Raw genomic sequence first — 15708 nt, forward strand, 5'->3', positions numbered from 1 at the left:
CAAAAATTCCTGTAGGAAGTGATACAAACAATATGAGCAATACAGCAATCAGAACTTCTGTCATGCCTGGATTGGCTGGAAATGGAGCGCTGAATATAGCGTAAATCAAGAGAGCCAGGATAAATGCCAGCCCTCCCAAAATCCCTCCTCCGTTCGGAGTTGGGACTGAGGACAACGGATTACCGATAGCACTACGGCTGTTCATGTGCCCTGACTTACTTTCCGAAGTTCCGACATCTTGATTCCAATCTGCCAATAATAAACGGAACGAGCAAAGGCATAGTGGAAACCGGCGGATCCATCAAGAAAACCGAGTTTAACAATGTATGAGTGTATAAAGGCAACGACCCATTTCAGCGGCATTCGATCAAAAAGCTTTTTCTGAAGACTGCGGATAAAGATTTGGGATTCGTTCAGATTACGGAAACCACCATTAGAGCGGACAACAGCCTCCCAATCCGAGTAGCGATTATGCTTCGCAAAATAGTCAAACAGGGAATCATGATCATAGTGCACCATGCAGTTGCCCAGCACCCCGGTACCTCCATCGATTTGAGGCTGATAATGCCCTTCCACTTCCCACATATTCGACGCAGACAGATCGTTATGATCCAAAAACCTGCCTTGGCTACGGTGAAACAGTACAAGCTTATACATCCTGTGCCCATGCTTGAGCACTTTGTTCATGAAAACATAGTCGTATGCTACGAAGTAACCTGCGGCCAATGTCTGCTTACTCTGAAACATATCCATCATTTCGGCAACCAGCTTTGGAGTAGCTTCTTCATCAGCATCAACATAAAACACATAGTCGTTTCGGAATGGCAATTCCTCAAGGCACCATTGCTTCTTCTTGGGGTACTGACCATTCCAAGTGAAATTGATTACATGAGCACCCATTTCCCTTGCTATAGTACAGGTTCGATCCGTGCTGTTGGAATCGACGACGAATATTTCATCAAAAGCAGATACCGAAGCCAGACATTTCGCGATATTTTTTTCTTCGTTCTTTGTCATGATAATGACGGACACCGGAATTTTATTTTTCATAAGAAAAGCGCACCTTCTTATAGAATTTAGGAAAGCTATGTTTAACCAAACGAACACCCCAATGCAGCGATGCAATGGCAACACGAAGGATGATCGGCATCCCAAGAATAGTCTTGCGGATAAACCATTGATCCCTCTGACCTTGCCTATGCTGCATTTGTGAGACTCCACCCTGTTCAAAAATACATAAGGGCTCCGGAATGTATGCTGCAGTTCCACCTCTTACCAACAGTTCTGCCGTCAAAGCGTAATCGGCTCCAATGGGATATTCAAGGCGATACCTGATGCTGTGCAGGCTTCCCAGCCTGAAAGCCATGGATTGATGATGCGTAAACATGCCGTACCACATTCGCTTATGACTGCGGGCTGCTTTGTATAACAGTTCACCGAAAGTTGTTTCCTCAAGTGCATCGCCATACAGCAAATCGGGTAGGTGATTTCGTAAGGCCTGCACTTGAAGCAAGTCTCCAGTCAAATGATCATGAAACTGATCCCCGGAATTCATGAAGACAACGTAACGACCTTTACAATGTTCCAGCCCTTTATTCATGGCATCGTAGATGCCTTGATCTGGTTCACTGATAAAAGACAACCGTTCATCTTCAATACTCTGAAGAAAAATCAGCGTACCGTCGTCTGATTGTCCATCCACTACGATCCACTCCAACGAGATAGATTGGGACCTTACGCTCTGCCAAGTTTTGATCAGACCCTGCAAATTATTCCTGCAAACCGTGACTACGGACAGAAATACTTCAGATCTGTCTTCTACCCACTGAGTCCGTATCATTTGTAACTGGCTCCCTTTATTCGAACTTGCTGTTCTAAGTTTTTGTTTCTGCCTGCAAGACGTATCAACTGACGAACCAGATCAACGGGATTGAAGTGAACCGAAATACCAAGTTTTCTTCTCACTTCTACCCACATCCACCCGTTCTGTGCAAACAAACCGCATACCATCACTATCGCAAGCGCAAAAGGTCCCCATAGATAAACAACTGTTACAGCTGCTATTACCGTGACAACACTCGTAATCAGTGTAATCTTCAACATGGTACGCTCATTACCGGTTAAGGTCAGAAGCAGGCCTGATGGACCTGCAAACAAATTAATTAACTGCCCCACCGACAATACCGCCAGTATCGTTTGACCCGAACCATATGTAGTTCCAAAAGCCAGATTGAGTACTTGCTCGCCCATTACAATAAAAACAGCTCCAATAACAATTGCAGGCAATGTGGAGATCCCCACTATAATTCGTCCATAATTCTGTATTTTGGGGAACTGAGCACTGCCGAAATATTTGGAGATGATACTCGTCATCAATGTATTCATCAACACCACAAAAAAATTAAGCACCGCCAATAAGCGAACTGCTGCCCCGTAAATCGCCACTTCACTCTCGCTGTAAAATACACCTAAAATCCAGATGTCGCTTGAGGTCAGCATAAACAGAGCTACATTGGATGCCATCATTGGCAATGAGACAGCCAGCAGTTGCCGTGCCCTTGGCTCATTGCTCATTGCCGCTTCATTCGTTTGCTGCCGGTTTCTTACCTGGAGGAGCTTTAACAATCGCCAACCGGCTATGAAGCAGCTTGCCCCCATACAGACTGTCACGAGCAGGAGCGCTTCCTGAAGCGACCAAGACGAACGGCCCAGCCACATCATCAAACCCAAACCCACAAGCATGCAGAAATTGGACAATACGCCGCTAAATAATGTTGCCTGTTTGACATCACCATGACCCCGAAAGGTTTCAGCTATTAAATTCTGCAGCACCGTCAGCATAATCCATAGCCCTGTCCATAGTGCAGCGGAAGCCATAAGTTCCGAGCCTAATACGCCTTTAAGGAGCGTGAGCTGCAAAAATATATACAACAGTCCCGTACCCGCCGCTCCAATAGACGCTAACTTTAAAGACAGCAGCGCGGTATTCTTGGCCCTCCTCCACGTTCCATTTTCCCTGTGCTCAGCCATAAAACGAATAATACTCTGATTCAATCCGAGCGTACCGAACACACCACCGAAAAAAGCGATGTTAAAAGCCATCAAATATGCACCGAAAGCTGCCGTATCCAGGACCCTTGATAGTAAAATGTTAATAAGTAAGGCGGACCCCGCAAAGAATGCCCGCCCTACAAATATCCACAAACCACCATTCACAGTTTGATTACGAGTTAATTCACGAAGATGATGGAGTCCATGCTTCCCGCTCTGTTTTCTTGATGAGCGTTTGCTTCTCACACCAATGCCGCAGACAGCGCTTCTTGGTATTTAATCTCTGCTCGCACCCGCTTCATGTCCTCATCCACCATCATTTTAATTAACTGCTGAAAACTGACTTCAAGTTCCCACCCCAGCTGCTGTTTAGCTTTCGTACAATCCCCGAGAAGCAAATCAACCTCCGCAGGTCGTACGAATTCTGGGTCCATGACTACATAATCCTCATAATTTAAGTCCACATACGAGAAGGCTACTTCAAGCAGCTCTCTGACTGTATGCATTTCACCCGTCGATATGACGAAATCGTCCGGTTGCTCCTGCTGGAGCATTAACCACATGGCCTTAATATAATCCCCTGCATATCCCCAATCCCTCAACGCATCAAGATTCCCCATACGCAGCTCTTGCTGCAAACCATGTTTGATCCTGGCCACAGCATCTGTCACTTTCCTGGTAACAAACTCCAACCCCCGCCGAGGGGATTCATGATTGAATAAAATGCCGGAGCAAGCAAACATCCCAAAGCTTTCTCGATAATTCACCGTGATCCAATGACCATATACCTTAGCTACACCATAAGGACTTCGCGGATAAAATGGAGTGGTCTCCTTCTGCGGAGTTTCAATCACCTTGCCAAACATCTCGCTACTCGATGCTTGATAGAAACGCGTATCCGGTTTAACCAGTCGGACCGCCTCCAGCATATTGGTAACGCTGATGGCTGTCATTTGACCTGTCGCCAGAGGCTGAGGCCAGGAAGCCGCTACATAAGACTGGGCTGCCAGGTTATATACTTCATGAGGATCCGCAATACGGACAGCCTCGATTAGTGATGCAAGATCGGTAAGATCGCCAGATATCCAGTGAATTTGCTCCTTGATATGCTGCACATTCTCATAATTGGGCGTGCTGGTCCGACGTCTCAGTCCATAGACCGTGTAGCCTTTGCTGAGAAGAAATTCAGCAAGATATGAACCATCCTGGCCGGTAACACCGGTAATCAATGCTCTTTTCATATTTATCCTCCAACAGGTTTACTGAAGATCTGATTAGATTCCAAAAAATGATCGTACGTTCGGGCTAAGCCATGCTCCAAAGTAATCGAAGCCCTCCAGCCAAGCTCAGTCAGTCTGCTAACATCAACCAGCTTCCTTGGTGTTCCGTCAGGCTTCGAAGTGTTATAAACAAACTGTCCTTCGTAACCAATAATGGAGGCAATACTTTCGGCAAGCTCACGGATCGACACATCCTTACCGCATCCGATATTGACAATGTCATTCCCCTCATATTGATTCATCAGGAATACACAAGCATCGGCAAGATCGTCAGCATGGAGAAATTCCCGTTTTGGCTGACCACTTCCCCATATTTCTACTTCTTGTCGGCCATTCTCTTTAGCTTCATGTATTTTCCGCAGTAAAGCCGGAAGAACATGAGAGGTTTCCAAATCATAATTATCATTCGGACCGTATAAATTCGTAGGCATGGCCGATATAAAGCGAGTTCCATATTGCCTGTTATATGATTGACACATCGTGATCCCGGCTATTTTGGCAATGGCATATGCCTCATTGGTAGGTTCTAAAGTGCCTGTCATGAAATATTCTTCTTTCATCGGCTGTGGCGCCAATTTGGGGTAAATACACGTAGAGCCAAGAAATAGCAGCTTCTTCACTCCGTAGCGGTAAGAAAGATCAATAACATTATTCTGGATTTGAAGATTATCGCGTATGAAATCGGCAGGATAATCGCGATTAGCAACGATGCCACCGACTTTCGCTGCAGCGAGAAACACGTATTCGATTCCTTCACTGCAAAAGAATTGCTCTACGCGATCATGTTCTCGCAGATCCAGCTCTTGACTGGTACGGGTAACCAGATTATGGTATCCCTGTTGTTCAAGAGCTCTTACAATAGCAGATCCCACAAGACCGCGATGACCGGCCACATATATCCGGGAATCCAAATTCATATCTGCCATCTCCTTCATTAAAAAGCATCTTTGGACCCTAGAAACACTCGGACTGTCTTTAGCATAATCCGGATATCCTGGGTCGTAGATTGTTCACGGATGTACTGCAAATCCAACTCCACCATTTCATGGAATCCAAGCGCGTTTCTCCCGCTTACCTGCCACAAGCCGGTACAGCCAGGTACTACACTTAACCGCTGCATATCATATGGTGTATAGGACTCTACCTCTGTAGGCAGCGGCGGTCTCGGGCCAACAAGGCTCATTTCGCCCCGGAGTACATTCCACAGCTGTGGAAGCTCATCAAGACTCGTTCTCCGAAGAATACGTCCGACCTTCGTGATCCGAGGGTCGTTCTTCATCTTGAACATAGCACCCTCAATCTCATTTAGATGAATCAGTTTTTGTTGCAGCTCCTCCGCGTTTACAACCATGGAACGGATTTTGTACATTTTAAAGATTCTCCCGTTCTTTCCTACGCGGGTCTGAGAGAAAAACATGGGGCCATGGGGATTTTCGAACTTCATACACAGGAATATGATCATAAATAGAGGCAAGAGCAGAATAAGACCAACTGCAGACAGAATGGCGTCCCCTACCCTTTTCAGTCGGGAATACCCGATATGGGGCTTCGCTGGAACAAGGTGTACCCCTGTCATCATCGGATATTCTTCTGCTACAACACTCTCCAGCGTTCTCGTTTCTATCGTCGTCTCTACATTCATGGCTTGACCTGGTCTCCTATCTAGCCAACGTTCGATTCTTATGTATCATTTGCTCAAGTCCATGCAGTAATGGAAGACGCAGCTCATCTTTCATCAATGCGAACTCAACCGATGTAAGAATAAACCCGAGCTTCTCTCCAACGTCATAGCGGGTGCCTTCATACTGGTAGGCGTACACTTCTTCAATGTCAGTCAACTTCTGTATGGCATCCGTCAGTTGGATTTCCCCACCGATTCCTTCTTTCATTTGTTCAAGGTATGAAAATATGGCTGGAGTTAGGATATAGCGTCCCATGATAGCCAAATTCGATGGAGCTTCATCGGCTTGCGGCTTTTCCACCATTCCTTGTACTCGGGATAATCCCCCAATGGTGGGTACAGGGTACGGATCAATGATTCCGTATCGATGCACCTCTTCGGGAGATACGTATTTCACGCCGATGACTGAACTCTGTGTCTGTTCGTACTGCTCAATCAATTGTTTGATGCACGGCTTATCGGCACGAACAATATCGTCCCCCAGCAGAACGGCAAACGGTTCGTTGCCTATAAACTTTCGTGCGCACCATACAGCATGACCCAGCCCTTTGGGTTCCTTCTGACGAATATAATGAATGTCCGCCATTCGTGAAGGACGCTGTACCTCATGAAGCAAATCAAGTTTCTTGGTTTGCCTCAACTTATGCTCTAGCTCAAATGCATGATCAAAATGATCCTCAATTGCCCGCTTGCCTTTACCTGTGACGATAATAATGTCCTCAATACCTGACTCTATTGCCTCTTCCACAATGTACTGGATAGTTGGTTTATCCACGATCGGAAGCATCTCTTTGGGCATTGCCTTGGTTGCTGGCAAAAATCGAGTACCCAGTCCGGCAGCAGGTATGATAGCTTTTTTAATGGTTGCCATTGTACTTCCCTCCTCTATCCTTATCATTTCGTGTGTACCGGAAGATTGGTTGTCGTGTATGCCGAGTGCTTAAGCGAGGGCATCTAACCCTGCCTCACTTTATGCCCTTGACGATGAACGTCTAAGGCATCCTTCATTACGGATGCCCACAGCATAATCGAGTGCCTACGGTGGTAGAGGTTCAGTAGGCATCACCTGATGTATGCTATCTTAAAATCCTATCAATCAGACGCGTTAACGATAGCTTTACCGGACCCTGGAGGTTCTACCGGGCTGCGTCTGGAAACGGATCCGCCTCTCGCTTTGAAATCACTTGATTTGAAATGCTGTATGACAGCAAGAGTTGGAAGTCCAAGAACCATCTCGACCTCTTTGTCAGTACGGATAGAATCATCCAAATATTCGAGCAAGAAGCAGAAGCCAATCGACAGCATAAGTGACACTACGAAAGCAATCACCACATACAGCAATGGGCTTGGAGTGACTGGTTTGGGATCTGCATTATTTTCATACAGAATCGTTATGTTTCCACCCGGAATGATAGAGGAGATTTCGGATTTAAATACATCAGCAACGGCCTTTGATACTTTAAGGGCACCTTCATAGCTATAATCTCTGACAGATATCGTCATAACCGGTGTATCCTGCACCGAATCAACCACCATCATATCCATCAAATCTTTCACAGTGAGTTTCAATTCCGGATGCTGCTCAACGACCTTCTCCAAAATCACGCTCGTTCCGATAATTTCCTTGTATGTATAAACCAAGCGCATCCCCATATCCATGTCATCTGAACTAAGGACAGACTTTTTCTCCTCTGTTTTGTTTGTCACAATCATCTTGTTGCTTGCTTCATATTGAGGTTCAACCATTCGATAGCTGTAAAATCCAACGAGTACGCAGACCACAGCAACAACAAGGAGAATTAGCCATAGTCTTTTTTTCAAAACGGTAGCATACTCCTTAAGTTCAAGTTCCACTAAATTTCCTCCGTCCATAAGCAAATGTTCTTTTACGATACAATTCGTATCATATAGCATCTTCAATTTACGATACAATTCGTATCATGTCAATACTGAATTGGTCTTATTTACCTATTAACGATACATTTTGTTACACATTCAGAAGATATCTCACAATATTTCAGCATATTTTCTAGGCATGAAAGCGTACACAAATATAAATACAGGATAATAAAAAAAGAAAAACGCCTCCTTTCGGCAAGCGTTTACATAATTTGGTACTCTTTTCATTTAAATTGTGAGTCCATATAACTAAATGATTTTATTCCAAAATAGCTTGCTGCGTTTGTCGAGGCGCGACACATGTAGAGCAAATCGCCTTCCATCGGTATCTCGAATGATGTATGTTTCGTTTGATAGTATGTCTATATTCTCTTGGGGTTGGTTCGTACGAAACGCAACCTTGCCATAACTGGTCTCCACATCCCATAACCAATGGTTACCCTGACGTTTGATCATCTTGATTGCAACAACTTTAGGAATCATATAGCGGCGCTCAAGATCCTCCCGTACCGCAGCTTGGCTTGATATATCTAACTCACTTAACGAATGAATTAGGTGAATCTCTTGATGCGATGCGGTTCGCACAGAAATATACCTCTCCGGCTCTGTAACTGGAAATGTGAGAACGAGGTATATATCACTGACCGGCTCTCCATTCATAACAGCCTCCAGTACCCCTTCCTCATTCCGATAAAACCGAAGCCCTGAACCCTTATGTCGTATTCCCCTGCTTATTCTCACTATCTCGCAACCTCCTGCATCGGTATCCATACCTCTCTGCCTGACGCCCCCTGTGCAGCATGAAGCAAACGATGGTATACCCCTCCGCGATTGAGCAGCTCCTCATGACTTCCGCTTTCGACAAGTCTTCCTCCTTCAAGAACCAAAAGCCGGTCTGCGCGCTGTAGGGTTGACAGGCGATGGGCAATCACAATGGTCGTCCTCCCTTGAATCACCTTATCCATTGCTTCCTGAATGACCGCTTCGGTCTCAACATCTACGGAAGATGTTGCTTCATCCAGAATGAGGATCGGTGGATCGAGTAATACAGCTCTTGCAATCGCTATTCGCTGCCGCTCTCCCCCAGACAGACGGTGTCCACGCTCTCCTACCTTTGTCTCATAGCCATGAGGGAGTCGGCATATAAAATCATGTGCATTTGCGGTCATTGCTGCCTGTATAATATCCTGTGCTTCAGCTTCAGGATTTCCGTAAGCGATATTCTGTGCAATCGTACCATCAAAGAGGAAGGTTTCCTGAAAGACAACACCGATATTTTTGCGCAGTTCCTCTTGTCTGATGCTGCTAAGGCGACGGCCATCCAGTAATATCTCCCCCTCATCCGGATCATAGAAGCGGCATAACAGATGAATCAAAGTCGACTTGCCCGCCCCGGAGGGACCGATTAAGCCTATCATTTCACCAGGTGCAATATGGAGATCGATTCCATGCAAAATCCGTCTATCTTGCGCATAACCAAACCCCACATGGTTGTATCTAATCTCTCCCCGGACTTTGCTAAGTGGCTGCGCTTCCTCGTCGTCCGTCACTTCGGCTGGAGTATGGATCACCTCAAAAATTCGTTCTGCGGATCCAAGCACCTCATTTATCCAGCTTGCGGACTGCGCCAACCATTTAACAGGTCCGAAAAACATGATCAGATAAGTTGCATATGCACTCAAGGTTCCGACAGTCATGCCACCTTCCAGAACTTTTCGTCCTCCGGCAAACCAGATAAGCGCAACAAATAATGAAATAAACAACGTCAGTACGGGTGTCATGAACATCCATAAATTCTGTATGGATATCATGCGGTTTACAAATCGAGAATTTGCCTTATCAAAACGCTCTTTCTCATCATTTTCCTTAGAGAAAGCTTTAATGATCCGTATTCCCTGAAGGGCTTCTCCAACCATATTTTGAACATGAATAGACGACTGCCACTGGGAATACCACATTTCTCTCACCTTGGGCCACAGACGCATCACGAATAGTCCAAGCGGTGGAAGCGGTATTAGAATCATCAAGGTCATACGCCAATCCAAATAGAACAGCATCCCCAGAATAAAGAGGGCTGATAACAATTGCGATGTCAGATGAACTATGCCTTGGGACATAAAATCCTTGATGGTATCGGTATCCTGGTTAATGCGTCCAATATATTGAGAAACCTGACGGTTATCAAAAAAACGCATGGATTGCTTCATCAGGGCATGAAACATATCTCTCCGAAGTTCACCCAGAAAACGCCCACCGATCGAAATCGCAGTATAGCCTTCAATCATTTGCAGCAGGGCTTGTAAAATGTAAATCCCCGCGAGCAAACCAGACATCCATAATAAATGAGAGGAAACGCCACCCATACCGACAGGTGCTGATATCCCGTCAATAATCCATTTGATTATATACGGAGGGGCAAGTGATACAAGAACCGTAAGGATAACGATAATTCCCATCACAATCATAGAAGCACTATAGGCTCTACTCCGCTGAAGAAGATGAGACACGGTACTCCATTTACGGTTACAACGCATACAGGAATCCTTAGCAGATCTCATAACGCGCCCACAATGGGCACAGGTTTTATTTCTATCCTTCAAATCGTTGCGTTTATCCGTGGTGAATGAATCTTTCGATACCCACTGTTCAACCCGTGATAGAGCCTTACGACAGGAATCGAGATGCATTTCCGTGAACCGAAGAATTTCAACCGGACCTTTAGCTGTCGAAGCCACAAGATAGCCACCGCCCAGAGCCTCAATCAATCTAATGTTTTCAACATTCTGCTTGGGAATGTGCAGGATTTGTCTCCCTTCACGATCCAGTACGAGAAGCTTGGAAGCAGTAAACAAAACCTGTAATTGTTCAAACTGCATATTGCGGTTCAAGTCTCCCTGTAATGTCAGCCATGCTTCTTCCATGCCAAATAATCCCGAATTACCAGATGCGCTCGATTCTCGTCTTCTTATTCCCCTCATAATCAACACAACTTTCTATTTATAGCCTTCTGAACGACAAATACCGCCTCACCATCTTTGGCCACAGCGGTATGTTAAGTGTTATCCAGGTTAGCAATGACAACTTCCAATGATGGGCCGGAATCCAGCCTTTTTTCTTATACGTGCCCGTGAAACACCCCAGAATCCGAGCGGCATTTACCGGTTCATCAGGGACAATATTCGTATCCCCTTTAAATATGTACTGTTTCGAATCGCCTTCCCCTTGAATATCATAAAGACGATGACAGACGAGCTTTCCCTCTGTGGTAATGAAGAGATATACTTCACCGATCCGGAGTCCGTCATGGCTGAACGCCTCAAAGGAGCTGCGCTCCCCTTCCATCATGAAGGGAAACATACTGCGTCCCCAGGAGGGAAGCTCGATCCCTCCGCGTCTAGTCAACCATTCGGTCACGATTTTGGTCTCATCCATCATATTTCAGCAGACCGCTGCCTAACAGCTGCTCTATAAAGGAGTTCACATCTTGTTCAGCAGTATGACGATCAATCTCATACTCTTCGGCAATTTTCTCAATGATCTCATCAATGAGTCCATATTCAGGGATGATGCTCCATATATAACCTCCAAGCTCATTCAACTTGGTCGCCACATGCTCCTTCATATTTAGCAGAATCCATTCACTGCCAATCATTTCGCTCTCAACATGTTCATTCCTTCTCAGCAGCTTCGTTTGTGTTTGACTCATGAAATCCTCTCCCAAAACGTATCATTTTTCTGAAAATAGAGCTGGTACGATGGAACCTGCTGTACCACTTTCTTGCATAAAGCGATCATGTTTCTTGTTTCCTCTGCATCGTGGCGCCAATAAAATACCTTATCCAACATAAGAGCGAATCCATCTAACGGTGTGATTGAAATACGCTCAACGTCAGGTGATTGAATAATATAATGAATACCGTATAATTTCGCCTCTTCAAGTTCACAGGGATTCTCCATCTCGCTACGAAATGGAGAATCGTAAACGGTCACACGTCCGTTTTCTTCTATGTACAGAAACGTAGCTTCATCAGATAAAATCGGACGCGGACGCGACAACTCAGCTACAGTAGACTTCCCTGCACCGGATTGGCCTGCAAACATCCATGCTTTGCCTTCATGAATCACACAAGAGGAATGGATCAGCAGCCCGCGCGCTCCATGGATTAGCCATGAGCTATACAAGTTAATAAGTGCATGCTTCAAGGCAAACTCATCATAGATATGAATTTCCGCCGAGCTGTAATCCCGGGATGAAACCATATGATAATCGCAGCGCTGGAAAGTAACCGAATGGTCGGATGCGGAAATATGGACAGGTCCTTCATCAAAGGGCTTTCCGTACCCATCCTGAATACGAACATACAGGTCAGCCTGCGGCTCCTGATGTTGAATATTGGATATCCTGAACCGCCGCTTGACAAATTCATCCATTCGTTCTGATTGTGTTTTGAAGGATATCCGGGACTTTCCGACTATTGCAGTAGCTACAAACATATGATCAACCTCAACTTCCACTTATAATAATTCAATTCGAGCGAAAACTGTGCATGGAGTCGTTAATAAATAAATGTATACCTGTTACCAGATAGGATTCCCGCCTCCACCCGGGTTGCTGGGACGAGTTGTGCCGAACTCCACTTTGCCTTGTGCCAAAATCTTGGGAGCCTCATACGTTTTTTTCATACTTAACACCTCCTTCTTGAGGATTAGTTTATGATACAATATGTATCATGTCAACTGATTATTGTTACACATCGTAACTTATAAATAGTAAAAAGAACCTATCTGAAGATTTCACGTTTTCGGATCCACAATAATGGAAGATTCCAAATCAGGAACCCTAGCTGGGACCAACGCTGCCCCCATGTATCGTGAACCGTAAATGCAGTCACAATTCGAAACCAGGAGTAACTGAAACCTTTACGACCCAGCATTACCTTGCGTGCTTTTTCAAGATTCCATCCAGGATACTTAAACTTATAAGGAAGCATGGGCATCGGCTTCAACCTTTGAAGATGTGGAAGCATATCATAAGCTAAAGACAAAGCAATCCATACCTTAGAAAGATTTCGATCTGCGGCGGCAACATCTAGTAATTCAGCATACTCGAGCCTGCTATCCATCACGTGAATAAGGGTTGCTATATCTACAAAATATTTCATCGACATCATATGATGATTCATACCATGCAAGCATATATGATAGAAAGTGTGCAAGGGACTCAGCTCATAGACATAATGGCATCCACTCATTAAGGAAGCATCTCTCCACAAGCGCGAGACATCAGTATTCGTAAAATCTTCCCTGATAATATTCCAATGCAGTTCTACGGTTAATGAGGGGAAACTGGCATTATTCAATGGTTTGACGTATTCTTCATGGAAATGGGTCGGATCGCCTGTCACTTTATCAAATCCAAGGCTGATCAACAAATCGCTTGCCTGATGTAAGTCCTTCTTAGCAACAAGCAAATCAATATCCGTCGTTCCACGAGCTGCAAGACCGCCGAAATAGCGTTCAGCAAGCTGTGTCCCTTTTAAAGGGATTACCTCTATACAGGACGCTTCGAAGGTCTGAAGTATCATTTTCAGTTCGGTTTTAATGAGAAAGTTCTGTATCAGGACAATATCTGCTTCAGAGCTTAACTTGAGCCGGACCTGTTCAGGTACTTGATGAGACAATCCTTTTTGTCGAAGCTCAGCGAACACCTGTGGGGCGATATCAAATAAATCGATATCCATCATAAGGTTGACATATTGCATCTCATCAAGAGAGGGCAATCGTCCCTGATATAACTCATCAAGAAACGTAACCAGGACATCTTGGTTCTTCATTTCAGCCATGTACTGCCATAATAAAGCTGTTCAGCTTCATTTTCGCGAATGGTGATATTGTTAAGCACTACCCCAAGAAGACGTGCCTTAACATGCTCGAGTTGAGCCTTTGCCTTTTTGACCTGGGATTTCTTTACTTTCCCTCCTAGCACAACTAAAACAACACCATCACACAAAGCGCTGACAATAAGCGCATCACTGACTGCCAATACCGGAGGCGTATCAAACAAGATCATGTCATACTTCTGCTTGAGATCGTGGATTAACACTTGCATATTTTGAGAACCTAACATTTCGGAGGGGTTGTATGGAATAGAGCCTGAAGGAATAACGGAGAGATTAGGAACAGCAGTCTGTCGTATCACATCTTCAACATCCATCTGCTGGGCCAAAACATTTGTTAATCCAGTTTCATTGGAAACGCCGAATACATGGTGTAACGATGGTTTGCGTAAATCTGCTTCGATTAATAATACATTTTTACCTTCATGAGCATAGGCAACAGCCAGATTACTTACCGTTGTGGTTTTGCCTTCATTCATTTGGGCCGAAGCAACCATGATGACCCTTACTTGCTTGTCATGAACAGAAAATTGAATATTAGTCCGCAGTCCTCGATAAGATTCTGCTGCCGGAGATTTTGGATTAATGACGGTAACCAAGGGGTTTTTGTATTTTCTTGCCATATTACCTCACCTGCCTATTAAAATAGTCCGTTCTCTATGCATGAGTGCACGGATTTAAGGTAAAAGAACTAATGACCAAGCAACTCAAATATAGTAAAATGTCTGTATCACTGTATGATTAGCTTTTTATTATATTGGCCTTGCGAACTATGTATGTAATTTCTATAAACGGAGTGATTTAGCGCCATATGACTACTGATCATTCGGTTAAGCATTCCTGTTATCCGTGCTTTTTGATCGCGGTCTGTACATATTTCAACCTGATATAACTGATAATCATGTAAATGCTCTTGAATCTGGATCCTGCCAAAAACTTGAATATGATCATAAGTGTCATCAATTTCGTAGCTTAGTTTTATCTTAGGACTTATCGGGATGTCCCAGGGACACAGGAAAACAAGCTTCTCCGGGCTAAGCTCAACCGGAGTTACATTGTGGCTTCTGCCGTGCACACTCAGTGCGCCAATTTCCATGACTCTAATCCCAAGCGTTATAAGATGCTTCGTTTCACTTGACATCAGGAATTTAATTCGCTCCTTTATTTCTATAAATTCTGGTATGGGACATTTTATCCATGGATAAAATGATACTAAGTGTTACTTCTTTTGAATTATCCAGATACATTATGTATCATTTTATTTTCCAATTTTACGATACATATTGTATCAAGTCAACAGGAAAATCGTCAGTTTCTACCTCCTGTGTGTGAAATTAGCATGTTTCGTAAAGGTACAACCTCTCAGGATAAGACTGAGTTAAAGTACCTTAGGCTGATTGATATAAATTTTGGACAAATTTATTTTTTTACACAACAGGTATTGCCAGCAATTGAAAGGGGGATCTAGCATGAACTACGGAGTACGAATTTCAGAACTACGTGAACAGCGCGGGTGGACTCAGGAAGAACTCGCTACCTCTGTCGGCATTACTCGTGCTGCACTATCCCATTATGAGAAAAACCGGCGCAAACCGGATTTCGAAACATTGACCCGCCTGGCAGACCTCTTTGACGTATCGATAGATTATCTAATCGGGAGAACGGCACAGGAGAAAGCGGTGCTTGATCCGGAGGTTCGATCATTTGTGGACGGACTTGAACTCTCGGATCAAGACCTGCTGGAGCGATTCAATCTCACGGTGGATGGTCGCAAGCTAACGGAAGAGGAAGCCAGACGGTTTATTGCATTTGTTCGCATGGAACGGTCTATGAAGTAATCATGGCAACGAATAATGGAAATCCCCGATAATCACTGATGAGAAGTTCTCAGTGATATCGG

General features: G+C 44.6%; 17 protein-coding genes. 1 reads left to right on the forward strand and 16 read right to left on the reverse strand.

Features of this window, described 5'->3' with window-relative positions; translation table 11 throughout:
- Nucleotides 1-201: 201 nt before the first annotated feature.
- From PVOR_RS25715 to PVOR_RS25790, 16 genes are all read right to left on the reverse strand, one after another.
- Nucleotides 202-1050, reverse strand: a complete 849-nt coding sequence (locus tag PVOR_RS25715; RefSeq protein ID WP_006212485.1) for a glycosyltransferase family 2 protein — start codon at nucleotides 1048-1050, stop codon at nucleotides 202-204.
- Entirely contained in the window at nucleotides 1040-1840 is an 801-nt protein-coding gene (locus PVOR_RS25720; protein WP_006212486.1) for a glycosyltransferase family 2 protein, read from the reverse strand. Before PVOR_RS25720 ends, PVOR_RS25715 begins: the two co-directional genes overlap by 11 nt.
- On the reverse strand, nucleotides 1837-3297 hold the full coding sequence (locus PVOR_RS25725; protein WP_234973105.1) for an oligosaccharide flippase family protein: 1461 nt from the start codon (nucleotides 3295-3297) through the stop codon (nucleotides 1837-1839). Before PVOR_RS25725 ends, PVOR_RS25720 begins: the two co-directional genes overlap by 4 nt.
- Entirely contained in the window at nucleotides 3294-4292 is a 999-nt protein-coding gene (gene gmd / locus PVOR_RS25730; protein ID WP_006212488.1) for a GDP-mannose 4,6-dehydratase, read from the reverse strand. Before gmd ends, PVOR_RS25725 begins: the two co-directional genes overlap by 4 nt.
- A 2-nt stretch (nucleotides 4293-4294) precedes the next feature.
- Nucleotides 4295-5248, reverse strand: coding sequence for a GDP-L-fucose synthase family protein (locus PVOR_RS25735; RefSeq protein ID WP_040681036.1), 954 nt, complete (start codon nucleotides 5246-5248; stop codon nucleotides 4295-4297).
- A 17-nt stretch (nucleotides 5249-5265) separates the two neighbouring features.
- Nucleotides 5266-5973: a sugar transferase gene (locus tag PVOR_RS25740; protein ID WP_006212490.1), complete on the reverse strand. Its 708-nt coding sequence runs from the start codon at nucleotides 5971-5973 to the stop codon at nucleotides 5266-5268.
- Nucleotides 5974-5989: 16 nt separating this feature from the next.
- Nucleotides 5990-6883, reverse strand: coding sequence for a UTP--glucose-1-phosphate uridylyltransferase GalU (gene galU, locus PVOR_RS25745; protein WP_006212491.1), 894 nt, complete (start codon nucleotides 6881-6883; stop codon nucleotides 5990-5992).
- 221 nt (nucleotides 6884-7104) lie between these two features.
- Complete coding sequence (locus PVOR_RS25750; RefSeq protein WP_152826608.1) at nucleotides 7105-7884, reverse strand: YveK family protein; 780 nt, start codon at nucleotides 7882-7884, stop codon at nucleotides 7105-7107.
- Nucleotides 7885-8160: 276 nt separating this feature from the next.
- Nucleotides 8161-8571, reverse strand: coding sequence for a DUF1854 domain-containing protein (locus PVOR_RS25755; RefSeq protein WP_234973106.1), 411 nt, complete (start codon nucleotides 8569-8571; stop codon nucleotides 8161-8163).
- A gap of 80 nt (nucleotides 8572-8651) precedes the next feature.
- The gene (locus tag PVOR_RS25760; RefSeq protein ID WP_006212494.1) at nucleotides 8652-10832 is read right to left on the reverse strand and encodes an ABC transporter ATP-binding protein; all 2181 of its coding nucleotides are present in this window, start codon (nucleotides 10830-10832) and stop codon (nucleotides 8652-8654) included.
- 76 nt (nucleotides 10833-10908) lie between these two features.
- Complete coding sequence (locus PVOR_RS25765; protein WP_006212495.1) at nucleotides 10909-11346, reverse strand: hypothetical protein; 438 nt, start codon at nucleotides 11344-11346, stop codon at nucleotides 10909-10911.
- On the reverse strand, nucleotides 11336-11617 hold the full coding sequence (locus tag PVOR_RS25770) for a PqqD family protein (protein ID WP_006212496.1): 282 nt from the start codon (nucleotides 11615-11617) through the stop codon (nucleotides 11336-11338). Before PVOR_RS25770 ends, PVOR_RS25765 begins: the two co-directional genes overlap by 11 nt.
- On the reverse strand, nucleotides 11614-12405 hold the full coding sequence (locus PVOR_RS25775; RefSeq protein ID WP_006212497.1) for a hypothetical protein: 792 nt from the start codon (nucleotides 12403-12405) through the stop codon (nucleotides 11614-11616). Before PVOR_RS25775 ends, PVOR_RS25770 begins: the two co-directional genes overlap by 4 nt.
- Nucleotides 12406-12692: 287 nt before the next feature.
- A complete protein-coding gene (locus tag PVOR_RS25780; RefSeq protein WP_234973107.1) occupies nucleotides 12693-13754 on the reverse strand; it encodes a nucleotidyltransferase family protein in 1062 nt (353 codons plus the stop codon).
- The gene (locus PVOR_RS25785; RefSeq protein WP_006212500.1) at nucleotides 13742-14431 is read right to left on the reverse strand and encodes a CpsD/CapB family tyrosine-protein kinase; all 690 of its coding nucleotides are present in this window, start codon (nucleotides 14429-14431) and stop codon (nucleotides 13742-13744) included. Before PVOR_RS25785 ends, PVOR_RS25780 begins: the two co-directional genes overlap by 13 nt.
- Nucleotides 14432-14538: 107 nt before the next feature.
- Nucleotides 14539-14949 (reverse strand): hypothetical protein, encoded by a 411-nt coding sequence (locus PVOR_RS25790; protein ID WP_006212501.1) that lies wholly within the window; start codon nucleotides 14947-14949, stop codon nucleotides 14539-14541.
- A 328-nt stretch (nucleotides 14950-15277) separates the two neighbouring features.
- Between PVOR_RS25790 and PVOR_RS25795 the strand changes: the two genes are divergently transcribed.
- Nucleotides 15278-15646, forward strand: coding sequence for a helix-turn-helix domain-containing protein (locus PVOR_RS25795; protein WP_006212502.1), 369 nt, complete (start codon nucleotides 15278-15280; stop codon nucleotides 15644-15646).
- The last annotated feature ends 62 nt before the right edge of the window (nucleotides 15647-15708 follow it).

The sequence above is a fragment of the Paenibacillus vortex V453 genome (assembly GCF_000193415.1).
In the GTDB taxonomy this organism is placed as follows: domain Bacteria; phylum Bacillota; class Bacilli; order Paenibacillales; family Paenibacillaceae; genus Paenibacillus_AQ; species Paenibacillus_AQ glucanolyticus.